The organism is Propionivibrio sp. (assembly GCF_047602565.1).
Classification (GTDB): domain Bacteria; phylum Pseudomonadota; class Gammaproteobacteria; order Burkholderiales; family Rhodocyclaceae; genus Propionivibrio.
The window spans coordinates 3773313-3799862 of sequence record NZ_JASGGX010000001.1 but is presented as its reverse complement, the minus strand read 5'-3'; the positions used below and the strand labels follow the sequence as shown (position 1 = coordinate 3799862).

Here is a 26550-nt window from a genome sequence, read left to right as displayed (position 1 = left end):
TCATGGAACTGATGATTTTCCTCGGCAGCCTTTTCTTCTTCCTGATCCTCGAGATTCCGATCGCTTTGGTGATGGTGCTTTCGGCCATCGTCCTGATGCTCTATTCGGGCGACGGCGACGTGATGATCATCCCGCAGGCGATGGTCAACGGCGTCAATAACTATCCGCTGATGGCCATCCCGTTCTTCGTCTTCGCCGGCGAGATCATGGCCAAGGGCGGCCTGTCCAAGCGCGTCATCCTGCTCGCCCAGCTGATGATCGGGCGTGTCAAGGGCGGCCTCGGGTACGCCACGATCATCGCCGCGGTGATCTTCGCGGGCCTGATGGGAAGTTCGGTCGGCGAAGCCGCCGCGCTGATGGGCATCCTCTATCCGATGATGAAGGACGCGGGCTACGACTCCGGCCGCGCGGGCGGGATCATTGCCTCGGGCGCCATCCTCGGCCCGATCATCCCGCCGTCGGCCAATTTCATCCTGCTCGGCGCGACGATGGAACTCTCCATCACCAAGCTGTTCATGATCGGCCTGGTGCCTGGCCTGATCATCGGCTTCTTCCTGCTGGTGATGTGGTTCTTCGTCGTTCGGCACGACGGCTATACGGAGACCATCACCTTCACCCGCCAGGAGGCCATGACCATCCTCAAGGAAGCGAGTCCGGCCTTCATGCTGCCGGTGCTGCTGCTCGGCGGTATCCGCTTCGGCGTGTTCACCCCGACGGAAGGCGGCGCGTTCGCCGCGGTCTATGCGATCGTGGTGACGGTGTTCTACTACCGCGAACTGACGCTGCGCAACCTGCTGCGCGTGAGCGCGACCGCGGCGCGCAGCACCGCCGTCGTGATGCTCATCGTCGGCGCGGCGACGGCGGTCGGCTGGTTCATCACCGCGGCGCAGATTCCCGACCAGATGAAGGCCTTCTTCGAGCCGCTGGTCCCGACCCCGACGCTGCTGCTGATCGCGATCATGCTCTTCCTGTTCGCCGCCGGCATGGTCATGGACCTCACGCCGAACATCCTGCTGTTCGCGCCGGTGTTCTACCCGCTGACCAACGCGGCCGGCATCGACCCGTACTTCTTCGGGTTGCTGTTCGTCCTCAACGTCGGCATCGGCGTCATCACGCCGCCGGTGGGCACGGTGCTGTTCGTGGTGTGCGGTTCGGCGGGCATATCGATGGGCTACCTGGTCAGGAAGATGATGCCTTTCCTGCTGATGGAATGCGCCGTGCTGTTCCTGCTGTTATTCTTCCCGAAACTCTCCCTCGTTCCCTTGAAGTGGTTGATGTAAGTGGATATCAGCACAAAAAATTGTTTCGTCTTCGACCTGGATGGGACGGTCTACCTCGGTGACCGCCCCATTCCGGGGACGATCGACTTCATCCGGCGCAATCTCCCGCGCCGGGAGATTTTTTTCCTGACCAACAACACCTCGAAGAACCTCGACGACTACGTCCGCAAGCTCGCCGGCTTCGGGATTCAGGTCGGTCTGGAAAGGATTCTCTCGCCCCTGCTGCCGCTGGCGGATCACCTGCGGGAGCACGGTATTCGCCGCCTCTACCCGGTCGGCAACGCCAGCTTCCAGGCGTATCTCCGGGAACGCCTGCCGGAGGTGGTCTTCACCGCCGGCGACGACTGCCAGGCGGTCGTGCTCGCCTACGACACCGAGCTGACCTACCGCAAGCTGGCCGAGTCCTGCCTGCTCCTGCAGCGGCCGGACGTGCGCTTCCTGTCAACGCATCCGGACATGGTCTGCCCCTCGGCGCAAGGGCCGCTGCCGGACACCGGCAGCTTCGTCCGGCTGTACGAAGGCGCCACCGGCAGGCTGCCCGAAGTGGTCTTCGGCAAGCCCAACACGCTGGTCCTCTCGCCGCTGCTCAAGCGCTTCCGGCGCGAGGAAATGGTGATGGTCGGCGACCGCCTGACCACCGACAAGGTGCTGGCCGAGAACGCCGGCATCGATTTCATCCTGGTGCTGAGCGGCGAAGCGCGGCGGGAGGACCTGCCCGCGCTGGCACGCCAGCCCACCCTCGTGCTCGACGACCTCGGCACGCTATAGGCCCCCCCATGCAAGGCTCCGGCACCTACGAACTGACCATGATCCTCGGCGCGGCGGCGCTGCTGCTGTGGGGCGTGCGCATGGCGCGCACCGGGGTGATGCGCATGTACGGCGCGCAGATCCGCCGCCTCCTGCCGCGCGCGCTGGACAACCGCATCGTCGCGCTGCTCACCGGCGTGGGCGCCGCCACCGTGCTGCAGAGCTCGATCGCCGTGGCCGTATTCACCTCCGGCCTGGCCGCCGTCGGCGCCATTCCGGTGGCCGACGGCTTGCTCCTGCTGCTCGGCGCCGACGCCGGCAGCGCCGTGGTCGCCGCCCTGCTCACGCTGAACCTCAAGGCGCTGTGGCCGATCCTGATGTTCGTCGGCTACCTGATGCATTCGATCTACAGCGACACCGATTCGCCGCTCAAGCAGCTCGGCCGGATCTGCCTCGGCATCGCCATGATCCTCATCGCGCTCACCTTCATGAGCCAGGTGTCGGCCGCGCTGGCCGGCAGCGAGCTGATCCGCATCATCATCTCCTCGCTCGGCGGCGAACTGCTGCTCGCCGCGCTGCTGTTCGCCATCCTGACCTGGCTCGCGCATTCGTCGATCGCCATCCTGCTGTTCTGGGCCTCGCTGGTGCAGGCCGGGATCACCACCGATCCGGCGCTGATCCTGGCCGCCGTGCTCGGCATCAACTTCGGCAACGCCGTGCCGCCGGTCATCATGACCTGGAACCAAGCGGCGCCGGCCCGGCGCATCGTCGTCGGCCACGGCGCGTTCAAGCTGCTCGGCGTGATCGCCGGCTTCATCGCGCTGCGGCTGATCGACGGGCTGTACGAGCTGATCCCCGGCGTCCCCGGCTTCCGCGTGGTGATCCTGCACATCCTGTTCAACTGCGTGCTGATCGTCGTGTTCACCGGGCTGGCCGAGCCGACGGCCCGCTTCCTCGAACGCCTGTTCGTCGAACCGTCCAAGGCGGTCGACGACATCGGCCCGAAGTACATCCCCGGCAACGCGGAGACGATCGGGAAAATCGACATCCTGCCGGTCACCGCGCTGTCGCGCGAAGTGCTGCGCATCCTCGGCACGGTGCAGTCCATGCTCGAAATCACCCTGGACATGCTGCTTTCCGGCAACTGCGAGAAGGCCCAGGAAATCGTGCGCCTGGAAGAGAAGGTCAACGTCCTGTTCAAGGCCGTGCGCGCCTATGCGGTCGACCTCACGCGCAAGGGCGTCAACGACCCGGACCTGCGGCGCGTCACCGCCCTGCTGCGCTACACCGCCAGCCTGGAGAACGCCGGCGACGTGGTATGCAAGACGATGCTCGGCATTCCCGACGACATGAAAAAGGACGGCAAGCGCTTCTCGGAAGCCGGCAAGGAGGAGCTGGACAGGCTGTTCCGCTTCCTGATCGGCAACACCCAGCTGGCGGCGGAAGTGATCATGGCCTGGCATCCGGACACCGCGGGCGTGCTGGTGCAGCGCAAGCGCGATTTCAAGGCGATGTGCCAGGAGAGTTCGCGCCAGCACATCGACCGGCTGAGCCAGGGGGTGTCGAACGCGCTGGAAAGCAGTTCGGCGCACCTGGACCTGATTTCCGACCTGCGCTGGATCAACACCCAGGTGGCGAGCATCGGCTACGACGTGCTGCCGGCGAGCGAAGATTCGGGCGACGAGGCCGCCGAACAGCTGATCAGCCATCCGGAGTAGCCGCGCCGGGAAAAGAAGCCCAAAAAAACACGCAGGGACAAGGCAGAAACGGGGAGAAAACCCATGCGCGAACTGTCCGGCGCCTGGATGCGCCATTCGGGGGATTTCTGGGGCGGTTTCGCCGCCATGCTGGTGGCGCTGCCGGCCTCGGTAGCCTTCGGCGTCACCGTGTATGCCGCGATCGACCCCCACTACGCCGCGTTCGGCGCGCTGGCCGGCGTGCTCGGCGCCATGGCGCTCGGCCTGATCGCCCCGACCTTCGGCGGCACCGACCGCCTGATCAGCGCGCCCTGCGCGCCCGCCGCCGCCGTGCTCTCGGCCTTCGCCATCGACCTCGTGCACCAGGGCGTCAGCCCGGCCAGCATCGTGCTGATGCTCACCGTGCTCGGCATCCTCACCGGCATCATCCAGATCCTGATCGGCTTTCTCGGCGTCGGCCGGCTGATCCGCTTCATCCCCTACCCCGTGGTCAGCGGCTACCTTTCCGGCGTCGGCCTGATCATCATCGGCGGCCAGCTGCCCAAGCTGGCCGGCGCCGAGGGGGACGACCGCTGGCACCAGGTGCTGTTCTCGCCGGAACGCTGGGACTGGCGCGGGCTGGCGATCGGCGGCGTGACCATCGTGGCGATGCTGCTCGCGGCGCGCGCGACCCGCAAGATTCCGGCCACCATCGTCGGCATCGCCTGCGGCGCGCTGGCCTACGCGGCGATCGCCGTGGTCGATCCCTCGCTGCTGCGCCTGGAGGACAACCCGCTGGTGATCGGCTCGCTCGGCGCCACCGGCGAAGGCTACATCGGCCTCATCACCGACCGCTGGAACCAGATCGGCGGGCTCCGGCTGGCGCAGGTCGCGGGCCTGCTGAGCAGCGCCCTGACCCTCGCCGTGCTGCTCTCGATCGACACGCTGAAGACCTGCGTGGTGCTCGACCGGCTGACCCGCTCGCGCCACGATTCGGACCGCGAACTGGCCGCCCAGGGCCTGGCCAACATCGCCGCCTCCGCGATCGGCGGCATGCCCGGCGCCGGCACCATGGGCGCCACCATGGTCAACTATTCGAGCGGCTCGAAAACGCGCATCTCGGGCGTGGTGGAAGGACTGACCACCGTCATCGCCGCCCTGGCGCTCGGCGCCTTCGTCGCCTGGCTGCCGGTGGCCACCCTGAGCGGCGTGCTGATCGTCGTCGGCCTGCGCATGATCGACACCGATCCGCTGCGCTTCCTCGAATCGAAATCGACGGTCATCGACTTCTGCGTGGTGCTCGCCGTCGTCGCCTGCGCCCTGACCATCGGGCTGATCGCCGCCTCGGCGGTCGGCGTGATCCTGTCGATCATGCTCTTCCTGCGCGAACAGGTCGGCGGCACCGTGGTACGGCGCAAGAGCTTCGTCGGCGAGCGTTCCTCGGCCTGGTACCGCCCCGAGCACGAAATGCGCATCCTGGAGAAGAAAGGCCATTCGGCCGTCATTTTCGAACTGCAGGGCAGCCTGTTCTTCGGCACCGCGCAGCAGCTCTATCGCACGCTCGAACCGGAGCTGGCGGCCACCGACTACATGATCCTCGACCTGCAGCGCGTGCAGTCGGTCGACGTCACCGCCGCGCACATGCTCAACCAGGTGCGCGACGCGCTGGCCGAGCGCAACGTGCCGCTGCTGCTCTCGAACGTGCGCGAGCGCCTGCCCAACGGGCGCAACCTGCGCGAATTCCTGGAGCTGGCCGGCCTGCGCTCCGGCGAGCGCACGGCGTTCTACCTGCCGACGCTGGAGGCGGCCATCGAATGGGTCGAGGCCCGCCTGCTCGGCGACCGCCCGAGCGCCGAGGCCGACGACCCGCCGCCGCTCGAACTGCACGAAATCGAGCTGTTCAAGGGCAGCAAGCCGGACACCCTGGTGGACCTGGAAGCCTGCCTCGAAAAGCGTTCATGGAAGGCCGGCGAGACGATCTTCTCCTGCGGCGATCCCGGCAACGACCTGTTCCTGATCCGCAAGGGCGAGGTCAAGGTGGTCGGCTCGGTCGGACGCGGCGGCGCGATCAAGCACATCGCCACCTACGGGCGCGGCGACTTCCTCGGCGGCCAGGCCTTCCTCGACAACCGCCCGCGCGGCAACGACGCCATCGCCACGCGCGACTGCGACATGTACGTGCTGTCGCTGGAGAAGTTCAACTATCTGGCCGACGAGCACAAGCGCATCGCGCTGGTGCTGATGACCAAGCTCGCCCGGCTGCTGTCGATCCGCCTGCGCCACACCAACGAGGAGCTGACGCTGCTGCAGGACAATTGACGCCGGCGCTCACGGCTCGGCATGGCCGAGATGCTGCGACACCTCGCGCGCAGTCGCGCACATTCCCACCCAAGCTTGCCAGTGTACGAACACCCCATTACACTGATTTCATATTCGGTATTTTATTTCCATGTATGGCATTTTTTGGAGAAAGGTGTGCCATGGCGCTTCAACTCAAAGGCGTGATCCCCCCGGTGCCGACGATCTTCGACGCGCAGGAACGATTCGATCCGCAGGGCATGGGCCGGCTGATCGACCGGCTGCTCGCCTCCGAGGTCGACGGCTTCCTGTTCCTGGGCAGCGCCGGCGAGTTCGCCACGCTGCCGCGCGAGCGCCGCGAGGCCATTGCCGAATTCTGCGTCGGGCGGGTCGCCGGGAAAAAGCCGGTGATCGTCGGCGCGGCCTCGTGCGCGACGCGCGAAGTCATCGAACTGAGCCAGCACGCCGGACGCATCGGCGCGGACGCGGTGATGGTGGTCAACCCCTACTACGCCAAGCTGAGCGAGGAACGCCTGTATCGCCACTACCGGCAGATCGCCGAGAACTCGCCGCTGCCCGTGCTGCTCTACAACTTCCCGCTGCTCACCGGGCAGGACCTGTCGGTCGAGCTGGTCGGCCGGCTGGCCGCGGACTGCCCGAACGTCGTCGGCATCAAGGACACGGTCGACTGCATGAGCCACATCCGCCGCCTCGTCTTCGAAGTGAAGGGCGTGCGCCCCGACTTCATGGTCTTCAGCGGCTTCGACGAGTACATGCTCGACACGCTGATGATCGGCGGCGACGGCGTCATCCCGGCCACCTCGAACTTCGCTCCCGAGATCACCTGCGGCATCTACCGCGCCTTCCGCGAGCAGGATTTCGGTGCCGCGCAGCGCCTGCTCACGCGCCTCGCCATCCTCTCGCGCATGTATGCGATCGACGTGCCGTTCACCGGCGTGATCAAGGAGGCGATCCGGTTATGCGGGCTGGACATTCCGACTACCGCGCTTGCACCTGCCTCGGCGCCGGACGACGCGACGCGCGGCAAGCTGCTCGACATCCTCGTCCAGGCCGGCGTCCTGGGCGAATGAAGCGCCACCGCCCCTCCTCTCTTTCCCATCGGCCGGGCGCTTGCCCGGTTTTTTTTGGCAGCCACTGTTCCTCTAAACAGGCTGTTGGAATTCGCTGACCAACGATGGCATGCAAACGATCGACGAGGGGACTGGATGCAATCTGACGCTGAATTTGGCGATGTTTTGCCCTTGCAACCTGTCCCTGGCAGGAAAGGATCGAAGCCGTGTGGTGGCTCTTCCGGACACGACATACAGAACGCCTACCCCACAAACCCCGTTAACGCAGAGGGAAATTTCAATAGCCTGCCAACTCAAAATACCTGGAGAGGGCCAAACTGCGCCAATCTATGCAAATACCCTATATGATTATGTCACCGCACCTTATATTCCGTCGGTAAATTTCCCCCGGAAAAGAAAGCCCGCAGATTGTCGCAGACCAATTGCATCATTGCTGCCCTTGTCTCGATGGTGGCGCTGGAGCGATGCGGCTGTAAAACAACATTGTCAAGCTGCAGGAAACGCGGATCTATATTTGGCTCGTTCCAGAACACGTCCAAACCGGCCCCCAATATCCGTTTTTCTTGTAGATAGTCAAGCAGGACCGGCTCATCAACGATACTGCCCCGGGCGATATTGATGAGAATCCCATAAACCCCCAGCGCATCCAGGATCTCGCGGCCGATCATGGCACGATTCGTGTTATCGGCAGCGGCGCAAATCACCAGAAAGTTGACATGCTGCGCGAGTTCAGTCGCGCTGCCGAAATAAGTGTAGTCAACATCAGAAAAGCGGAAGCAGTCATGATAAGAGATATCCAGACCGAAGACCGCTGCACGCCGCGCAAAAGCTCTTCCAACCCGGCCCAGACCAACAATGCCGAGTTTTTTTCCGAATATCCGTGTGCCCAAGGGAATATCTGCCTCCCCCCATAAACCCGCACGGATGTAAGCATCTCCACGGGGAATCTGTCTTGATGTTGCAACCAACAGCCCGATACCCATGTCGGCGACATCGTCGGTCAACACATCGGGGGTATTGGTCACACGGATGCCTCGTCTGGCCGCATAGGCCAAATCAATGGCATCGACGCCCACGCCATAGCACACGACGATTTCCAGCTTGGGCAAGGAATCCATGAGCATGGCACTGGCCCCGGCTTCGCCGTTGGTGGCCAGTGCGCGGATTCGAGGACTGATTCTCCGCAATAAATCGTCGGGAGCCGCTGACTCTGAAAGGATATGAAGCCTGTACTGTTCCAGCATTGCCATTTCCGTATCGGAATAGCGAGTGACCAACAACAATTCTTCTTTTTGCACTACAGTTTCTCCATGATTTCCTTCGACAAAATTCCAGGTTTTCGGATCAAACGCAGAAATGCACTTCGATGCAGCCCCTCCGGCCATCGGACAAGTTTTACCCATGCGGATTTGAGCGGCCAGCAGACAGTGCGCTTATCTGATTCATAGCAAAAGTCACACCCTGCTGGCCGGATTAGCTTATGTATCTATCGTCGTCCCCGGAATCTGTTCGCTCAACGTACGGCATCCTCCAGCAGCGTCAGATCCCGTCCACGGGTTTCGGTCGACAAATAGGTGCCAATAATCGTGAGTACCGACAGCACGGCGGTATAAGCTCCCATGACCCAGTAGCCGCCATCCGCCAGCTTAACCAGATAGATTCCGAGTAGCGGCGCAATGCCGCCCGACAAGACGGCGCCGAGTTCGCGAGCCAGCGCCACACCGGAATAACGATAGCGGTTACCGAACATTTCCGAGAAGTGTGCGCACTGCGCTCCCAGCATGCTGTTGGAGCCAAGGGCCAAACCACCTATCATCGCCAGACTGACCAGCATCGGATTGCCCGTGCTGACCATCCACCAGGAGGGGAAGGACCAGAGCAGCATGAAGATTGCGCCGCCGCGATAGACAGCCACGCGACCGATGCGATCCGACAATGAGCCAAACCAAGGGGTTGAGAAAATACTGACCAGACTGGCGATCACCGCGCCAGTCGTACCGATTGCCGCCAGATCGCCTGATGGCACATTGATTTTTTTCGCTACGAAACCGCCGAGAAAAGCGATCACGATCGTGTTGTAAATTGTCGATCCGCCCTGTTCAGCAAATCGCATCAATGTCGCGGCCAGCAATGGCCGGCGAGCGTTCTGGATGACCGTACGCATTGGCGAATGAATCACCTCACGCGAAGCCGCCAACTTCGTGAATGTGGGACTTTCACGCAAACGCAAACGGATCCAGAGGGCAACACCGATCAGAATGATGCTGGAGAGGAACGGCAATCGCCATCCCCAGGACTGCATGGCTTCTTCGCCAAGGATGTCGTGCATTATTTTGAATGTGAGTGTTGCCAGCATTAAGCCGGTAAAGATGCCAACGAAAGGCAGTGCAGCATAGAAACCGCGGCGACGGATGGGCGCCACTTCAGCCATCAAAGTCGAGGCACCTGCCTGCTCCGCTCCGGCGCCAAACCCTTGGACCAGGCGCAACACCACCAATGCAATAGCTCCCCACGTACCAGCCGGTAACATGCCGATCAGCGTAGTGGATAGTCCCATGATGGCGATTGTTGCCTGCAGCACGAATTTGCGTCCTTTCCGGTCGCCAATCGAACCAAAGAACAAACCGCCGAATGGGCGGGCGAAAAATCCGGCTCCATAAGTCGCGAAGCTCGCCAGTAGAGCAGCTTCCGTTCCCAATGCGGGGAAAAAGAATTTTCCGAATACCAGCGCGGAAGCCAAACCATAAATAGCAAAATCGTAATATTCCAGTGCGCTTCCAACTGCCCCGGTCAGTATTGCCCGCTTTAGTTGTTCCTCCGACACCATGGCGTCAGAGTTACTATCAACTTTAAGTGGTTGATCCAAGTATTGATCCATATTACCCTCCTTGATAAATTCCATACATGGAAATAAATTTCTTTATGTGGGAAAATAATATCAAGGTATTTATTTATTGACAAGGTGCATCAAATGACGAAAGTACAAACTCTTGAGCAGAAATCGGTGGCTCCAGCATTGACTCGGGGATTTGTCATCCTCGACTTGATTTCTCGTGAACCGGGTCTTGGCTTCACGGAAATTCGCGATCATCTGGGGCTACCCAACAGTAGCTGCCACCATCTGGTCACGACACTATGTCAATTGGGTGTTCTGCAGCAAAGCCCGGACCGAGGGTACGTATTAGGCTTACGCTTGTTCGAACTGGGTGCCAATGCAGCCAATCAGCGCCATTTGCATTCTCTTGCCCTGCCCATGCTCAACGAATTGGCGCAAGAGGTTCAGTTGACCTGCCATTTAGGTGTCATGGAAGGTGCTGAAGCTGTTTATCTTTTGAAAGCTGAGAGCAGAAGCGACATCCGGGTAAACACCTGGGTCGGTAAACGCCTTTCACTACACACATCTTCATTATGCAAAGCATTGCTTGCCGGCCTGCCGGAAGTTGCGCTCAATGATGTGCTTGCCAATGCCACCTGGGAACAGAAAACATCGAAAACGATCACTGACCCGGAAATCTTCAAAAAGCATTTGCTGGAAGTCCATGAACGTGGCTGGGCCTTCGACGATGAGGAAGACGCAGTAAATATCCGTTGTGTCGCCGCACCGATTTTTGATGTTCAAGGGCATGCCATTGCGGCAGTCAGCGCAGTAGGGACCATTCTCGACATCACACAGGAACGCCTCCCCTCACTGGCCGAACAAGTCTGTGCCACCGCCAGGAAAATATCCCAGCAAGTTGGATATGCCCCTACCTGATCTTTAGCAGGCTGTTGAAATTTTCTCCCGTATCAGCGGGGCTTGTGTGGTAGGCGTTCTGTATATCGCGTACATGATGAACTGATCAATGAAGCGTTGGGTCGCCTCGTCAGATTGCATCCAGCCCCCTCATCGATCGTCTGCGTGCCATCGTTGGTCAGCAAATTTCAACAGCCCGCTAACGCTGCCGGACGCGGATGCCCTCGCGCGCTTCGAGCTGATCGAAGAAATCGCCGAGACGGCGGCCGGGCACATCCGCGTAGCGTTCGGGCAACACGTCGAGTTCGCCGATGCGGTCAACGCGGAAATGGCGGAATTCGCCGCGCAGCAGGCACCAGCCCACCAGCGTCCAGTGCCGGCCCCAGAAGAACAGCCCCAGCGGCCACAGGGAGCGGTTGGACGGCGTGCCGTCCTCGCGCGCGTAGACGATGCGCACGACCTGTTTCTGGCGCACGGCGCGGCGTAGCTCGGTGAGAAACGGCGGGCGGTCGCCCTGGTTGCGGGGCACGAACAGGCGCGCCTGCTGCGCCTCGCGCCGGAGCGTCTCCGGAAGGGCGTTGTGGATCTTGGCCAGCGCCGCCGTGGCGGCCTGCGCGAGGTCGGCGTCGCCCCAGACCTGCACCATGCGCGAGCCGGCGAGCAGCGCCTCCAGTTCGGCGGCGTCGAAGAGCAGCGGCGGCACGTCGAGCCGGTAGCGCAGGCGATAGCCGACGCCGGCCTCGCCTTCGATCGGCACGCCGGACAGGCCGAGATCGCGGATGTCGCGGTACAGGGTGCGCAGCGAGACGCGCAACTCGTCGGCGAGCCACGCGCCGGTCGCCAGGCGCCGGCTGCGCAGGAGTTCCACGAGGCGGAAAAGGCGGTCGGCGCGGCGCATGATGGGATGAAGGAAGGCGACGCGGACGATTGTGCCACGCGCGGCAGCGCGCCGCGTCTCGCCGTACCCCGGTCAATGCATCGAATGCAGGCCGATGACATTGCCCTCGCTGTCGCGGAACAGGCCGATATAGCCGATATCGTCGCGCAGGCGCGTCTTCGGCATGACCACCTGCCCGCCGGCTTCGACGGCGCGTGCGAGCAGCGGGCTGAGGTCGTCGCCGCCGTTCAGGTAGACGCGCACGCCGTCAGCGTGCGGGCGCGCTTCGGGATGCTCGAACAGCGCGCCGCCGACGCCGGGCTCGGTGTAAGGGAAAACGGCCAGGCGCATGCCGGGAAAGCTGTCGTCGACGTGCAGCTTGGCCGCCAGCACGCGCTCGTAAAAGGCGATCGCGCGTGCAAAATCGGCGACGGGAATCTCGAACCAGTTGATGGCGTTCATGCAGGGCTCCTTGCAGTTTGGGTTGAGGAGCCGCCATGATGCCGGCGGCCTGCTGACAGCCCTGTGTCAGCAGGCTTGCGCGGCATGAACGAAACGCCTACGGCGCGATGCGCAGCGTCCGCCAGTCGCCGCCCGGCACGTCAGCCGCCAGCCGGCCCGAGGCCAGCCGGATTTCGCGGGCTTCCTGGCGCGGCAGCAGCACGGTCAGGCCCTCGTCCGGCAGGCGGGCCGTGCCCGACGCCGTGACCGAGAGGCGCAGCGCGCGCGCGTCGGCGTCCACCCGCACGCGCCATTCGCCGCGCCGGCCGTCGAGATAGGCGGTGCTTTCGCCGTCGTCCTCGAAGAAGGTGTCGTCGATGGCGCCCTCCCCGGCCGGCGGGAAGACGGCGAAGCCGCGCGTGTCGGCCGGCCGGGCGAAGTGCTGCTCGGCGAGGTTGAGCGGGAGGACCGAGCCCTCGCGCGCCAGCAGCGGCGGCCGGTCCCACGGCGCCGGCAGCGTCACCGTCGCGCCACCCGCGAAGCGCTCGCCGCTCCAGAAGTCGTACCACGCCGCTCCTCGCGGCAGATAGACCGCGCGGGTGCGCTGGCCCGGCTCGACGACCGGGGCGACGAGCAGCTTGCCGCCGAGCAGGAAGTCGTCGTTTTCCTCGAAGCAGCGCGGGTCGTCCGGGAAGTCGTGGAAGGTCGGGCGCATCATCGGTTCGAGGCGGTCGTGGTAGCGCCACAGCAGGTCGTACAGGTAGGGGATCAGGCGATAGCGGAACTTGATCAGGTCGCGCACGAAGGGCGTGATCTCCGGATACATCCAGGGTTCGTTGGCCGTGCCGTCGTCGTTCCACGAGTGGATGGAAAAACGCGGCAGGAAGATGCCCTGCTGGACCCAGCGCAGGAACAGCTCCGGCTCCGGCGCCGGGCCGGCGAAGCCGCCGATGTCGTGGCCCGAGTTGGAGACGCCGCACAGGGCCAGCCCCAGTCCCATGCGGATGTTGTAGCGCAGCGTTTCCCAGGAGGTGTAGTTGTCGCCCGACCAGGTCTGCACGTAGCGCTGCATGCCGGCGGCGCCGGAACGCGAGATCAGGAACGGGCGCTTGTGCGGCGCGTACTCGGCCTGCGCCTCGCGCGAGGCGCGGATCATCAGCAGGGTGTGCAGGGGCTTGGCTTCGCACGCCGGCCGCGGATGGCCGAAGCCGTCGATCAGCTGCCGGTCGTTCCACACCTCGAACTCGTTGTTGTCGTTCCAGGTCGAGGCGATGCCGTAGTCGAGCAGCGCGTCGGTCACCCTCGCCTTCCACCAGGCGTAGGCGGCCGGGTTGGTGAAGTCGAGGTACGCCCCGGTCTCGTCCCAGAACTGCACCTGCGCCGGCGAGCCGTCGGCGTCCTTGATGAACAGGCCGGCGGCCTCAGCCTCGGCGAAGCGCGGATGGTCGTGCAGCAGGCAGGGCTTGATGTTGGGGCACAGCTTCACGCCGTTGTCCAGGTAGCTGCGCACGAACGCGGCCGGGTCGGGAAACTTCTCGCGGTTCCAGTTGAACACGTAGCGGCGGGAGCCGATCGAGGTGTAGCCGGAGGAGAGGTGGAACGAATCGCACAGGATGTCGTGCCGGCGGCAGCCGTCGAGGAATTCGGCCATGCGCCGCTGCGCGTCGGGCGCGTCGGTGTAGGACATCGTCGAGCCCGAGTAGCCGAGCCCCCAGCGCGGCGTGAACGCCGGCCGGCCGGTCAGCCAGGTGAAGCGCCGCGTGACCTCGGCCGGCGTGCCGCCACCGATGAAGTAGTAGTCGAGATCGCCGTGGTCAGCCTTGAAATAGCGGTAGTAGCCGTGATAGTTGTCCAGCTCCCGGCCCATGTCGAAGGTGCAGTCGGACAGCGTGTCGTAGAACAGGCCGAACGCCAGCGCGCTGTTCTTCCTCCAGGTCAGGTAGAACGGGATGTGCTTGTACAGCGGGTCCGTGGTGCGGGCGCTGTAGCCCATCGCGTCGACGTTGCACATGCGGTAGCTCTGTCCCGTGCGGTTGGCGTCGCCGGCGCGCTCGCCGAGGCCGAAATACATCTCGTCCGGCTCGCGCTTGAGGTAGTGGTAGACCTTGTCGTCCCACCAGCCGAAGTTGTAGCTCTGCGTGGCCCGGTCGGATGCCACCTCGACCCAGCCGTCGGCGGCGCGCATCTCCCAGCGGCAGAAGAACCCCGCGCGCCGGATCGTCAGGCGGACGCGCTCGGTGGCGACGACGAAGCTCTCGTCGGTTTCGGCGAAGTCGTACGCCGGCAGCGCGAAGCCCGAGGTGTCGAAGCGGTCGCGCCCTGCGAGCGGAACGTCCGCCATGCCCGGGGCAATCGCCCAGGTGCGCGGGAAGCGCAGTTCCCCGCCGCCGGGCATCAGCAGGACGCGGATCAGGTCCGCCTCCAGCACGAAGACGTGGACGACGTGCACCGCGTCGCCGATGAACACCAGGCGGTTGTCCTGCCGCGAAATCAGCGAAAAGAACGGATTTCTGGATATCGACATGATTTTTCCGTAGCGCATCCCGAGGGGCAGGCGATGCCCCCGCGGGAAAAGGGTTGAAATGGAAGGCGAAGCGAAAGGCGAACCCGCCTGGTCAGCCGGCCTTGCCGAGGACCAGTTCCGGCAGCCACAGAGACAGCGCCGGGAAGTAGGTCACCAGGAACAGGGCGATGATCTCCAGCGCGAACATCGGCAGCAGCGGCCGGGTGAGCAGCCCGAGCGGCACCTTGGCGACGCGCGCGGCGACGAACAGGGTGCTGCCGACCGGCGGTGTGGCGATGCCGATGCACAGGTTGAAGGTGATGATGATGCCGAAATGCACCGGCGAGATGCCGAGCTTCATGGCCACCGGCAGGAAGATCGGCGTGAAGATCAGGAGGCCCGGCGTGATGTCCAGGAAGGTGCCGAGCAGCAGCAGCAAAACGTTGAACAGGCACATCAGCACGTAGGGATTGTCGGAGACGCCGATGATCGCGTCGGCCAGCATCTTGGCCGAGCCGGTGCTCGCCAGCAGCCACGACATGGTCATCGACACGCCGACCATCAGCATCACCACCGCCGTGCCGACCGCCGCGTCCAGGGTGCTCTTGACCAGCGCCGACCAGCTCAGGCTCTTGTAGAAGAAACGCCCGAGGATGAAGGTGTACAGCGCCGCCACGCCGGCCGCCTCGGTGGCGGTGAAGATGCCGGCGACGATGCCGCCCATGATGATCACGATCAGCAGCAGTGAGGGAATCGCGCGCAGGGTGATCCTGGCGGCCTCGGCGGCGGAGTAGCGATGCACTACCGGCGGCATCTCGCCCTTGTACGCCTTCCACCCGACCCAGAGCATGACCGAGAGGGCCATCATGATGCCGGGAATGTAGCCGGCGACGAACAGCACGTCGACCGGCGTGCCGCCCGAGATCAGCGAGTAGACGATCAGCGCGCCGGACGGCGGGATCAGCAGGCCGCACGGCGACGAGGCCACGTTGGTCGCGGCGCAGAACGGCATGTCGTAGCCCTCCTTGCGCTGCAGCGGCGAGAGCGTCGCACCGACCGCGGCGGCGGCGGCCACGGCCGATCCGGAAACCGCGCCGAACAGGGCGTTCGACAGGCAGGTGATGTGCGCCAGCGACCCCGGCAGGCGGCCGACCAGGACCTTGGCGAAATCGATCAGGCGCAGGGCGATGCCGCCGGTGTTCATCATGCTGCCCGCCAGGATGAACAGCGGAATGGCGACCAGCGTGAAGCTGTCCAGGCTGGACGTCATGCGCTGCGCCGAGACGATGAACGACGTGGAAATGTCCGGCGTGACGTTGAACAGCGCCAGCAGGGTGGCGATGCCGATGCAGAAGCTGACCGGCACGCCGTAGAACAGCAGCAGCGAGAACACCACGCCGAGGATGGTCAGTTCGATCATGCTTTTCTCCCTTTCGATGTATCGTCCGCGTCCAGGACGATGCCTTCCGCGGCGAGCTTCTTCTCCTCCTCGGCGATGTGTTCGAGGGCCACCTCGACCTCGTCGGCCGTCTTGAACTGCGCCGGCGCGAGCAGGATCAGGCTTTCGTAATAGACGATCAGCAGCCCGGAAATCGGGATGCACAGGTAGATGTAGCCCATCGGCAAGGCCAGCGTAGCCGAGAGCTGCTCGAAATCGAAGGCGCGCATCACCAGCATGCCGCCGCCGTAGAGCATGACCGTCAGGCCGAACAGCAGCACCATGGCCGCCACCGAGCGCATGTGCGCGAGCAGCCTGGCGCCCTTGAGCTTCTCGGGGAACATGGTGTAGGCCATGTGCTCCAGCCGGCCGCAGGCGTAGGCGGTGCCGAGCAGGCTCAGCCAGATGATGGCGAAGCGCGAGGCTTCCTCGGTGAAGATGGCCGGGTCGTTGAGCACGTAACGCGTGAACACCTGGATGATCACGCAGGCGAAGAGCACGAAGAACAGCAGGACCAGAGCGGTCTCGAGCAGCCGGTCAACCGGCCGCTTCAGGCGAAACAGGATATTCATGGACGTCCCCCGGACGGCCGCGCGAGCCGGCGCGACCGCCCGTATCAGGCTGGAGGAAAGGGTACTACCCGGGCAGGACCGGTCCGGCCGCGGCAAGGCCACGGCTTCCGGCCCGCGGGATTACTTGACGGCGGCGATCTCGTCGAGCAGCTTGGCGATGGCCGCGTTCTTGCGTTCCTCGTCCATCATCGGCTTGACCTTGGCGACGAAGGCCGGCTTGTTCGGCGTATTGAACTTCACGCCCAGCGTCAGAGACTTCTCGCGCTCGACCTTCTCGAACGCGCCCCACAGGGACTTCTGGTACTCGTAGGAGTCGACTGCGGCCTTCTTGATGATCTCCTGGTGCTGCTTCTTCAGGGAATCCCAGCGCACGGAGGACATGACCAGCACGTCGGGAACGATCTGGTGCTCGGTTTCCGCGTAGAACTTGCAGACCTCGCCGTGGCGGCCGTTGGTCAGCGCCGTGACGTTGTTCTCGGCGCCGTCCACCACGCCCGTCTGCAGCGCCGAATAGACTTCGCCCCAGGCCATCGGCGTCGGCGTGGCGCCCAGCGCCTGGATCATCTTGATCGTCGTCGGGCTCTGCTGCACGCGGATCTTCAGGCCTTTCAGGTCGTCCGGCGTGTTGATCGGCTTCTTGGCGTAGAAGCTGCGGGCGCCCGAATCGTAGTAGGCCAGGCCGATGAAGCCCCGCTTCTTCGACGAGGCGAGGATCGACTCGCCGACCGGGCTGGTCAGCACCCGGAAGAAGTGGTCGCGGTCGCGGAAGACGAACGGCAGGTTGAACACCTTGTAGTCGGCCGAGAAGGTTTCCAGCGGCGAGGCGCTGGCCTTGGTCATCTCGAGCACGCCGTTCTGCACCTGTTCGAGCATCTCGCGCTCGCCGCCCAGGACGCCGTTGGCGAACACCTTGATCTCGATCTCGCCGTTCGAGCGTTCCTTGACGAGTTCGGCGAATCTCATGACGGCCTTATGCACTGCGTGATCTTCCGGCAGGCCGTGCCCGAGGCGCATTTTTTCGACGGCGTTGGCGGTCTGGGCCAGCACGCCCAGGGCGATTATCATGCCGAGATGCTTCAACTTCATGTTCGTCCTCCTGTATGTCATTGACTGTTGAAATCGTCACAGGCGCCGCCATCCCCGCGTTTGGCCGGCCTGATTCCGGGCAGTAAACCGTCGGCAGGACTGCAAATCAACGAAATACTTGGAAAATATTTTCTTTTTTTACCGGTTTTTCACCATAATTAAGGCATATGTCCATATAATTTAAATACTTACAAGACATGCAAATTTTTTCATGAAATGACGATCGAACGATGGGCGGCAAACTGAAAATCAAGGAAATCGCGCTCAAGGCGGGGGTCTCGATCAGCACCGTGTCGCGCGTGCTGGCCGGCAAGGCGAACACCAGCGCCTGGAGCCGGCAGCGGGTGCTGGAATGCGCGCGCTCGAGCGGCGTGCTGGAGAACGTCCCGGCGGACAGCTTCCTGTTCCACAACGTGACCGTCTTCGCCCCGCGGCGCGCCTTCGACCTGCGCGCCGACATCTTCTATTACAAAGTCATCCAGGGCATCCGCGACGCGGTCGCGCGCAACGAGGTGCACGTGGCCTACTGCGCCATCGAAGAGAACGACGCGGACGTCCCGCTGTTCCTGAAAAAGCTGGGCGCTTCCTCGTGCGACGCGGCGATCATCATCGGCATCGACGATCCGCGCGTGCATGCGCTGGCCGCCGATCTCGGCAAGCCCTGCGTGCTGGTCAACTGCGACGACGACGGCATGCGCCTCGACGCCGTCTCGCCCGACCACCGGATGATCGGCCGCTTTTCGGCGACCTATCTGATCGAACACGGGCACCGCGACATCCTGACCCTGATGTGCCTGCGCCGCGCCACCATGGAACGGCGGCTAAACGGCATCCACGAAGCCTTCGCCGCGCACAACATCGCCTTCGACGACAACCGCCACCTGATCACCACCACCGGCTTCGCCGCCGAAGAGGCGCGCGAGGCCCTCGCCGCGCACCTGGCGGGCCTGGACCGCGGCCACTATCCGACCGCCATCCTGGCGGGCGGCGACTTCATGGCCTCCGGCGCCATCGCCGCGCTGCTCGGCGCGGGGCTGGCGATTCCCGGCGACGTCTCGGTGATGAGCATGGACGGCTTCAACCTGGCCGAAATCCACGACATCCCGCTGACCGCCGTGCACGTCCCGCGCGACGAGCTCGGCGCGGAAGCCCTGCGCCTGCTGCAGCAGCGCATCGCCTCGCCCGGCGCGCTCTTCCGCCACCTGCTGCTCGGCGGCCGGCTGTGCATCGGCAACTCGGTGAAGCGGCCCGCCGGCCGCAAGGTCAGGACGCCCGGCGGGCGGAACCACGGGCTCTACGGCAACCTGGCGGGCTGACGCCGGGCGCCGACCCGCGCCAGCTTTACGCCTGCGGCTTGTAGGCGACCACGTCCATTTCCACCTTGACGTCGATCATCAGCCGCGATTCCACGGTCGAACGCGCCGGGCGGTGGCTGCCAAAGCATTCCATGTACACGCGGTTGAAGCTGCCGAAGTCGCGCGCGTCGTCGAGCCAGACGCCGACCTTGCAGACGTCCTCCAGCGTGCACCCGGCCAGCGCCAGCACCTTCTCGATGTTGCGGAACACCTGCCGGGTCTGCGCCTCGATGCCGCCGACCACGACCTGGCCGTCATCGTCGACCGGCACCTGGCCCGAAACGAAGACGAAATCGCCGGCACGGGTGGCGGGCGAAAACGGGCGGACCTGGCGGTCCGAAGCGAGGGGGGATTGACCGAGCATTTCGACGGGCATGATTCGTCTCCTGTGTAAGAATTTTTCACCAAAACCGCTAAAAAAATGTGTTGACTCGCAAATTCGGCGTGTCTAGGATGCATCACTGTAATATTATTACAAAGGAGCTCAAACATGTCATCCCTGTTTCTCCGCAAGACGGTCCGCCGCGCACTATCGCTGACCGCCCTGGCCCTCGGGCCGCTGTTCGCCGCCGCACCCGCTGTCGCCGCCCCCTCCGCCGCCAACCTGGCGATGATCGCCGAACCGCAGACGCTGGACACGATGAGCACGTCGAGCGATCTGGTGGGCACCATCATGCAGCATGTCTACGAAACGCTCTACACCTTCGACGCCAAGTGGAACGTGGTGCCGATGCTGGCCGACGGGATGCCCAAGGTGTCCAAGGACGGGCTGACGCACACCATCGCCCTGCGCAAGGGCGTCAAATTCCACAACGGCCGCGAGATGGTCGCCGACGACGTGGTGGCCTCGCTGCAGCGCTGGATGGAAGTCTCCCCGCGCGGCAAGGTGATCGGCAAGGAAGTCGCCTCGCTCACCGCGAAAGACGCCTACACCGTCGAACTGGCGCTGAAGACGCCGTATGCGCCGCTGCTCGCGCAGCTCGCCCTGCCGACCACCATGGCTGCCGTCATGGCCAAGGAAAGCATCGCGCCGCAGATCAAGGACTTCATCGGCACCGGCCCCTACAAGCTGAAGGAACGCAAGCCCGACCAGTACACGCTGCTGACCCGCTTCGAAGGCTACACCGCCCGCAAGGAGCCGGCCTCCGGCTACGCCGGCAAGCGCGAGGCGCTGATCGAGGAGTTGCGCTTCGTGCCCGTGCCGAGCGCCAACACGCGCGTCGAGGGCACGCTGTCCGGCCAGTTCGACTACGCCGACCTGCTGCCGGTCGAATCGATCGGCCGCCTGGAAAAGGCCGGCGCCGCCGTCGTGCCGATCATGACTCCGTCGTTCGGCTTCCCCTACCTGGTGTTCAACACCAAGGAAGGCGTGCTCGCCTCGCAGCCGCTGCGCCAGGCGGTGCAGGCCGCGCTCGGGCCGGGCGAGATGATGGCCGCCGCGTTCGGCGACACGCGCTTCTTCGCCGTCGAGGCCAACCACTTCCCGCAGGGCACGCCGTTCTATTCGTTGGCCGGCGCCGACAAGTACAACCAGCGCAACCCCGCCGCCGCCAAGGAGATGGCCGCCAAGGCCGGCTACAACGGCCAGCCCGTGCGCATCCTGGCCAGCCGCCAGTACGAGTTCCACTACAACATGGCGCTGGTCATGGCCGAGCAGTTGAAGCGCGCCGGCATCAAGCCCGAACTGCAGGTGGTCGACTGGGCGACGCTGGTGCAGCGGCGCAACGATCCGAAGCTGTGGGACATCTACGTCACCCACTCCGGCCAGTTCCCCGAGCCGATGCTCTCGCCGCCGCAACTCGGCGACGGCGCGCCCGGCTGGTGGAGCAGCCCGGCCAAGCAGGCGGCGCTGTCGGCGTTCAACCAGGAAATGGACCCGGCCAAGCGCGGCGCGCTGTGGGGCAAGGTGCAACAGGTCATCTACGACGAGGTGCCGTACATCAACGTCGGCAAGTTCAACAGCCTGTCGGCCCGCGCCCAGCGCCTGCAGGGCTACGTGCCGTCCGCCTGGCCATTCTTCTGGAACGCCACGATCGCCGGGAAGTAACCCGCATAACGTGCCTTACCTCCCCCTCCCCTTCAAGGGGAGGGACGGGGTGGGGATGGGGCAACGAAGGGAAGCTCTTTCCGACCCCATCCCCCTCCCGGCCTCCCCCTTGAAGGGGGAGGAGCGGGGCGCGCCCGCGTAACGACGAGGACACTTCGATGCTCCGATTCATTCTTGCCCGCCTGGGCGGGACGGTGGCCGTCCTGGCCCTGGTCGCGGTGATGGTCTTCGCCCTGACCCGGCTGGCCTCCGGCGACCCGATCGCGCTGCTGCTCGGCGACCAGGCCACCGCCGAGGACATCGCCCAGGCGCGCGTGCAGTACGGCCTCGATAAGCCGCTGCCGACCCAGTTCGGCTACTGGATCAAGGAGGTCGCGCAGGGCAACCTCGGCCAATCGATCTTCCTGCAGCGGCCGGTGACCCAGGCGCTGGCCGAACGCGCCGAGCCGACCTTCTTCCTGGCCACCTTCGCCGTGGCCATCGCCGCGCTGATCGGCATTCCCTGCGGCCTGATCGCGGCGGTCTGGCGCGGCCGCGTGGTCGACCAGGTGTTCAGCGCCGTGGCCATGCTCGGCGCCAGCGTGCCGAGCTTCTGGATGGGGCTGATCCTGATCCAGATCTTCGCGGTGTGGCTCGGCTGGTTCCCGGCCTCGGGCTACGGCGACCCCGGCGTGCCCTTCCTGGAACGCCTGCACCACCTGGTGCTGCCGGCCACCGTGCTCGGCGTGCTCAACTCGGCGCTGATCATCCGCTTCACGCGCGCCTCGGTGCTCGACATCCTCAACGAGGACTACGTGCGCACGGCGCGCTCCAAGGGGCTCAGCGAGCGCGTGGTCATCCTCAAGCACGTGCTGCGCAACGCGCTGGTGCCGATCGTCACCGTGGTCGGCCTGACGCTGGCGCTGATGATCGGCGGCGCGGTGGTCACCGAGACGGTGTTCAACCTGCCCGGCGTCGGCAATCTCGTGGTGCGCGCGGTGCTGCGCCGCGACTACCCGGTCATCCAGGGCACGCTGCTGGTGATCGCCGCCATCTACGTGCTGATCAACCTCGCCATCGACCTGATCTACATGCTGGTCGATCCGCGCATCCGGGTGTGACGCCATGGACCAGTTGACCTACGTCTTGAAGCGCCTGTTCGCGCGGCGCGTGGTGCTGCTCGCCGCGCTGACGCTGCTGGCCGTCGCCGCGCTGGCGGTCTTCTTCCCGATGCTCTCCGGCGTCGATCCCAACGCCATCTCGGTGATGGAGCGCCTGAAGGCGCCGTCCGCCGAACACTGGGCCGGCACCGACGAGCTCGGGCGCGACCTGGCCATGCGCATCGTCTGGGGCGGCCGCTACTCGATCATGATCGGCATCGCCACCGCCTTCTTCAGCGTCGTCGCCGGCACCGCGCTGGGGCTGCTGGCGGGCTTCTTCAAGAAGCTCGACGCGCCGATCATGCGCGTCATCGACGCCATGATGTCCTTCCCCGACATCCTGCTCGGCATCTCGCTGGTGTCGATCCTCGGCGCCTCGCTGTGGAACGTGGTGCTGGCGCTGGCCATCGTGTACACGCCGCGCGTCGCCCGCGTGGTGCGCGCCTCGACGCTGGTCATCCGCGAACTGCTGTTCGTCGACGCGGCCCGCGCGCTCGGCGTGTCCACGCCGCGCATCCTCTACGCGCACATCCTGCCGAACCTGCTCTCGCCGGTGCTGGTGCAGCTCACCTTCATCTTCGCCTACGCCATCCTCGCCGAAGCCGGGCTGTCCTTCCTCGGCGTCGGCGTGCCGCCGGAAATCCCGACCTGGGGCACGATGATCGCCTCCAGCCTGCAATACGCCGACCGCGCCTTCTGGACCATCGTCTTCCCCGGCATCGCCATCATCCTGACCGCGTTGTCGCTGCAGATCGTCGGCGACGGCGTGCGCGACCTGCTCGACCCGAAGCTGAGGAAATCCGCATGAGCGCCCTCTCCACTCCCCGGCTTGCGGTACGCGGCCTGTCGACCTCGTTCATGACCGACCGCGGCCGCGTGACCAGCGTCGCCGACGTGTCCTTCGACATCCCGTCCGGCGGCACGCTGGCGCTGGTCGGCGAATCGGGTTCGGGCAAGTCGGTCACCAGCCTCGGCCTGATGGGCCTGCACGCCAAGGGCTCGCAGGCCATCGTCGGCGGCGAGGCCTGGTTCGTCCGCCGCGACGGCCGGCGCGTCGACCTGCTCTCCCTGCCCGAGGCGGAACACCGGCGGTTGCGCGGCAACGAGCTGGCGATGATCTTCCAGGAGCCCATGACCAGCCTCAACCCCGTGCTCACGGTGGGCGAGCAGATTGCCGAGTCGGTGCGGCTGCACCTCGGCATGGACCATCGGCAGGCGCTGCAGCACGCGAAAAAGATGCTCGACCTGGTCGAGATTCCCGCCGCCGAGCGCCGCGTGCGCGAGTACCCGCACCAGCTTTCGGGCGGCATGCGCCAGCGCGTGATGATCGCCCTGGCCATGGCCTGCAACCCGACGCTGCTGATCGCCGACGAACCGACCACCGCGCTCGACGTGACCATCCAGGCGCAGATCCTGGCGCTGATCCAGCGCCTGCAGAAGGAGACCGGCATGAGCGTGCTGTTCATCACGCACAACCTCGGCGTCGTGGCGCAGTATGCCGACGAGGTGACCGTCATGTACGCCGGCCGCATCGTCGAGACCGCCACGGTCGGTCCGCTGTTCGCCGCGCCGCAGCATCCCTACACCCGGGGACTGCTCGCCTGCCTGCCCGGCATGGCCGCGCGCGGCGCGCTGGCGGGCGGCACGCGGCCGCGCCTGACGGCGATCCGCGGCCAGGTGTGCAGCCCGTTCGAACCGCCGCCCGGCTGCGCCTTCGCGCCGCGCTGCCCGAAACACGCGGCCGAGTGTGACGCCGCCATGCCGCCGCTGGCGGCGCTCGGCGAAGGCCGGCAGGCGCGCTGCATCCGCGTCAAAGAGGAGTGCTTGGCATGACTTCGGAAAAAGCGATTAACCACAACGTGCACAACGAACACAACGAAAAAACAAGGCGTTTTGCTTTGTCCGTGATTCAGCCATTGCGTGGCGATATGAGAGGGGCTACACGCCTGGCTTTTCGTTGTGCCCGTTGTGTCGTTGTGGTTTGAACCTGGGTTTTCAGCATGAACGACCACACCAATCCCCTGATCGAAGTGCGCGGCCTGCGCAAGTATTTCGGTTCCGGCCCGCAGCCGGTGCGCGCCGTCAACGGCGTCAGCTTCGCCATCCGCGAGGGCGAGACGCTCGGCCTCGTCGGCGAGTCGGGTTCGGGCAAGAGCACCATCGGGCGCATGCTGATCCGCCTGCTCGACCCGACCGACGGCGAAATCCGCCTGGAGGGCCGGGACATCGCGCGCATCTCGCAACGCCAGATGCGCCCGCTGCGCTCTCGCATGCAGATCATCTTCCAGGACCCCTACGCCAGCCTCAACCCGCGCATGCGCATCCGCCAGATCCTCGGCGAGGCGCTCGACACGCACGGGCTGGCGCGGGGCAAAGGCGAGCGCCAGGCGCGCATCGCCGAACTGCTCGACCTCGTCGGCCTGCGCCCCGAGTACGCCGACCGCTACCCGCACGAGTTCTCCGGCGGACAGCGCCAGCGCATCGGCGTGGCCCGCGCGCTGGCCGTCGAACCCAGCTTCATCGTCGCCGATGAGCCGCTCTCGGCGCTGGACGTGTCGATCCAGGCGCAGGTGGTCAACCTGCTGTGCGACCTGAAGGACCGCTTCGGCCTGACCATGCTGTTCATCTCGCACGATCTCGACGTGGTCGAATTCCTGTGCGACCGCGTGATCGTGCTGTATCTCGGTAAAATCATGGAAATCGCGCCGACCGAAACGCTGTACCGGCATCCGCGGCATCCCTACACGCAGGCGCTGCTCGCCGCCTCGCCGGTGGCCGATCCGGCGCAGCGCCGCGCGGATCGTCCGCTGCTCGCCGGCGACATCCCCAGCCCGGCCAACCCGCCGTCCGGCTGCGTCTTCCGCACCCGCTGCCCGTATACGCTGCCGGCCTGCGCCGAGACCGTGCCGCCGCTGGCCGAAGTCGCGCCGGGACACTGGAAGGCCTGCCTGCGCGACGATCTTCCCACCACGCTTGCACGAGGAAACCCATCATGAGCTTCATCCCCTTCACCCTCCTCGACCGCCGCCACAAGGGCTTTCCGCCCGCCGCCGTGCCGTGCCGCCTCGACGAGATCGGCGCGCGGCAGTGGAACGTCCTGGCCGGCGACCTGCCCTTTCCGATCGCCCTGCTGCGCGATTCGGCGTTGCGCCACAACGTCGCCTGGATGCAGGAATTCGCGCGCGCGCGCGGTATCGACATCGCCCCGCACGGCAAGACGACGATGTCGCCGGAGCTCTACCGCCGCCAGCTCGACGCGGGCGCCTGGGGCATTTCCTTCGCCACCGTCTATCAGCTGGCGGTCGGCGCCGAGGCCGGCGTCACCCGGTCGTTGATCGCCAATCAGGTCGTCTGCGACGCCGATCTCGACGGCCTCTCCGCGCTGCTGCGCGAGTACCCGGCGCTGCGCGCGTGGTTCCTGGTCAACTCCGTCGCGCAGGTCCGGCTGATCGAAGCCTGGCGGGCGCAGCGGCAGGACCCGGCGGTCTTCGACTGCCTGCTGGAGATCGGCATTCCCGGCAAGCGCACCGGCTGCCGCACGACGGACGAGGCCCTGGCCGTGGCGGCGGCGATCCACGCCAGCCCGGCGCTGCGCCTCGGCGGCATCGAGTGCTACGAGGGCAGCGTCGCGCAGGGCGATTCCGAGCACGACCGCCGCGAGGTCAACGCGCTGATGCGGCGCGTGGTCAACGCCGCGCTCGGCTGCGACCGCGCCGGTTTCTTCGCAAACGACGAAGTGCTGATGACCGCCGGCGGCTCGGCGCTCTTCGACCTCGTCACCGACGGGCTGAAGCCCCGGCTCGCCAAGCCGGTGCGCGGCATCCTGCGCTCCGGCTGCTACGTCGCGCACGACCACGGCTCGTACATGAACCTGCTGCGCAAGGTCGAGGAACGCCAGCACCTGTCCTCCAGCCTGCTGCCGGCGATCGAGGTGTGGGCGATGGTGCAGTCGCGCCCCGAGCCGGGCCTCGCCATCCTGACCTGCGGCAAGCGCGACATTTCCTACGACCTCGAACTGCCGATCGCGCTGTTCCACTGCGCGCGGGGACAGGCCGCGCCCCGAAGCATTCCCGAGGGCTGGCGGCTGACGGCGCTGAACGACCAGCACGCCTACCTGCATTTCCCGGAAGCCGATCCCGGACCGGCGGTCGGCGACCTGATCGGGCTCGGCATCTCCCACCCGTGCACCACCTTCGACAAGTGGCGCTGGCTGCCCGTGGTCGACGATCGCTACGACGTCGTCAACGCCGTCACCACGCGCTTCTGA

At 65.1% G+C, this 26550-nt stretch carries 22 protein-coding genes; 13 read left to right on the top strand and 9 right to left on the bottom strand.

Features of this window, described 5'->3' with window-relative positions; translation table 11 throughout:
- Nucleotides 1-2: 2 nt before the first annotated feature.
- From QM701_RS17965 to QM701_RS17945, 5 genes are all read left to right on the top strand, one after another.
- Nucleotides 3-1280 carry a TRAP transporter large permease gene (locus QM701_RS17965; RefSeq protein WP_415168374.1) on the top strand — a complete coding sequence of 426 codons (1278 nt, stop codon included), beginning with the start codon at nt 3-5 and terminating at the stop codon, nt 1278-1280.
- A complete protein-coding gene (locus QM701_RS17960) occupies nt 1281-2048 on the top strand; it encodes an HAD-IIA family hydrolase (protein ID WP_415168373.1) in 768 nt (255 codons plus the stop codon).
- A gap of 8 nt (nt 2049-2056) precedes the next feature.
- Nucleotides 2057-3745 carry a Na/Pi cotransporter family protein gene (locus QM701_RS17955; RefSeq protein ID WP_415168372.1) on the top strand — a complete coding sequence of 563 codons (1689 nt, stop codon included), beginning with the start codon at nt 2057-2059 and terminating at the stop codon, nt 3743-3745.
- A 63-nt stretch (nt 3746-3808) separates the two neighbouring features.
- Nucleotides 3809-6022, top strand: a complete 2214-nt coding sequence (locus QM701_RS17950) for a SulP family inorganic anion transporter (protein WP_415168371.1) — start codon at nt 3809-3811, stop codon at nt 6020-6022.
- 161 nt (nt 6023-6183) lie between these two features.
- Complete coding sequence (locus QM701_RS17945) at nt 6184-7092, top strand: dihydrodipicolinate synthase family protein (protein WP_415168370.1); 909 nt, start codon at nt 6184-6186, stop codon at nt 7090-7092.
- Between the two features lie 353 nt (nt 7093-7445).
- Here QM701_RS17945 and QM701_RS17940 read toward each other — a convergent pair whose 3' ends face one another.
- Together QM701_RS17940 and QM701_RS17935 are read right to left on the bottom strand one after the other, a co-directional pair.
- The gene (locus tag QM701_RS17940) at nt 7446-8390 is read right to left on the bottom strand and encodes a 2-hydroxyacid dehydrogenase (RefSeq protein WP_415168369.1); all 945 of its coding nucleotides are present in this window, start codon (nt 8388-8390) and stop codon (nt 7446-7448) included.
- 215 nt (nt 8391-8605) lie between these two features.
- Complete coding sequence (locus QM701_RS17935) at nt 8606-9970, bottom strand: MFS transporter (protein ID WP_415168368.1); 1365 nt, start codon at nt 9968-9970, stop codon at nt 8606-8608.
- A gap of 93 nt (nt 9971-10063) precedes the next feature.
- Here QM701_RS17935 and QM701_RS17930 point away from each other — a divergent pair, with 93 nt between their 5' ends.
- Complete coding sequence (locus QM701_RS17930; RefSeq protein WP_415168367.1) at nt 10064-10846, top strand: IclR family transcriptional regulator; 783 nt, start codon at nt 10064-10066, stop codon at nt 10844-10846.
- A gap of 178 nt (nt 10847-11024) precedes the next feature.
- On the opposite strand, the gene QM701_RS17925 is transcribed toward QM701_RS17930, so the two are convergent.
- The 6 genes from QM701_RS17925 to QM701_RS17900 all read right to left on the bottom strand — a co-directional run bounded on the left by QM701_RS17925 (nt 11025) and on the right by QM701_RS17900 (nt 17742).
- Nucleotides 11025-11723 carry a helix-turn-helix transcriptional regulator gene (locus QM701_RS17925; protein WP_415168366.1) on the bottom strand — a complete coding sequence of 233 codons (699 nt, stop codon included), beginning with the start codon at nt 11721-11723 and terminating at the stop codon, nt 11025-11027.
- Between the two features lie 72 nt (nt 11724-11795).
- Complete coding sequence (locus tag QM701_RS17920) at nt 11796-12164, bottom strand: VOC family protein (protein WP_415168365.1); 369 nt, start codon at nt 12162-12164, stop codon at nt 11796-11798.
- Between the two features lie 97 nt (nt 12165-12261).
- Nucleotides 12262-14667: a TIM-barrel domain-containing protein gene (locus QM701_RS17915; RefSeq protein WP_415168364.1), complete on the bottom strand. Its 2406-nt coding sequence runs from the start codon at nt 14665-14667 to the stop codon at nt 12262-12264.
- A 91-nt stretch (nt 14668-14758) separates the two neighbouring features.
- Nucleotides 14759-16066 (bottom strand): TRAP transporter large permease, encoded by a 1308-nt coding sequence (locus QM701_RS17910; RefSeq protein ID WP_415168363.1) that lies wholly within the window; start codon nt 16064-16066, stop codon nt 14759-14761.
- Nucleotides 16063-16656 (bottom strand): TRAP transporter small permease, encoded by a 594-nt coding sequence (locus tag QM701_RS17905; protein WP_415168362.1) that lies wholly within the window; start codon nt 16654-16656, stop codon nt 16063-16065. The genes QM701_RS17910 and QM701_RS17905 overlap by 4 nt, the downstream gene beginning before the upstream one ends.
- A gap of 120 nt (nt 16657-16776) precedes the next feature.
- On the bottom strand, nt 16777-17742 hold the full coding sequence (locus tag QM701_RS17900) for a TRAP transporter substrate-binding protein (RefSeq protein WP_415168361.1): 966 nt from the start codon (nt 17740-17742) through the stop codon (nt 16777-16779).
- A 230-nt stretch (nt 17743-17972) separates the two neighbouring features.
- On the opposite strand from QM701_RS17900, the gene QM701_RS17895 reads away from it, so the two are divergent.
- Nucleotides 17973-19058 carry a LacI family DNA-binding transcriptional regulator gene (locus QM701_RS17895; protein WP_415168360.1) on the top strand — a complete coding sequence of 362 codons (1086 nt, stop codon included), beginning with the start codon at nt 17973-17975 and terminating at the stop codon, nt 19056-19058.
- A 25-nt stretch (nt 19059-19083) separates the two neighbouring features.
- Here the strand turns inward: QM701_RS17895 and QM701_RS17890 are convergent, their stop codons facing one another.
- Nucleotides 19084-19473, bottom strand: coding sequence for a RidA family protein (locus QM701_RS17890; RefSeq protein ID WP_415168359.1), 390 nt, complete (start codon nt 19471-19473; stop codon nt 19084-19086).
- Between the two features lie 114 nt (nt 19474-19587).
- Between QM701_RS17890 and QM701_RS17885 the strand changes: the two genes are divergently transcribed.
- The 6 genes from QM701_RS17885 (at nt 19588) to QM701_RS17860 (ending at nt 26550) form a co-directional block, all read left to right on the top strand.
- Nucleotides 19588-21144 (top strand): ABC transporter substrate-binding protein, encoded by a 1557-nt coding sequence (locus QM701_RS17885; protein WP_415168358.1) that lies wholly within the window; start codon nt 19588-19590, stop codon nt 21142-21144.
- 158 nt (nt 21145-21302) lie between these two features.
- Entirely contained in the window at nt 21303-22244 is a 942-nt protein-coding gene (locus QM701_RS17880; protein ID WP_415168357.1) for an ABC transporter permease, read from the top strand.
- 4 nt (nt 22245-22248) lie between these two features.
- Nucleotides 22249-23091 (top strand): ABC transporter permease, encoded by an 843-nt coding sequence (locus QM701_RS17875; protein ID WP_415168356.1) that lies wholly within the window; start codon nt 22249-22251, stop codon nt 23089-23091.
- A complete protein-coding gene (locus tag QM701_RS17870) occupies nt 23088-24116 on the top strand; it encodes an ABC transporter ATP-binding protein (RefSeq protein WP_415168355.1) in 1029 nt (342 codons plus the stop codon). The genes QM701_RS17875 and QM701_RS17870 overlap by 4 nt, the downstream gene beginning before the upstream one ends.
- A 167-nt stretch (nt 24117-24283) precedes the next feature.
- Nucleotides 24284-25279 (top strand): ABC transporter ATP-binding protein, encoded by a 996-nt coding sequence (locus QM701_RS17865; RefSeq protein ID WP_415168354.1) that lies wholly within the window; start codon nt 24284-24286, stop codon nt 25277-25279.
- Entirely contained in the window at nt 25276-26550 is a 1275-nt protein-coding gene (locus tag QM701_RS17860) for an amino acid deaminase (RefSeq protein WP_415168353.1), read from the top strand. Before QM701_RS17865 ends, QM701_RS17860 begins: the two co-directional genes overlap by 4 nt.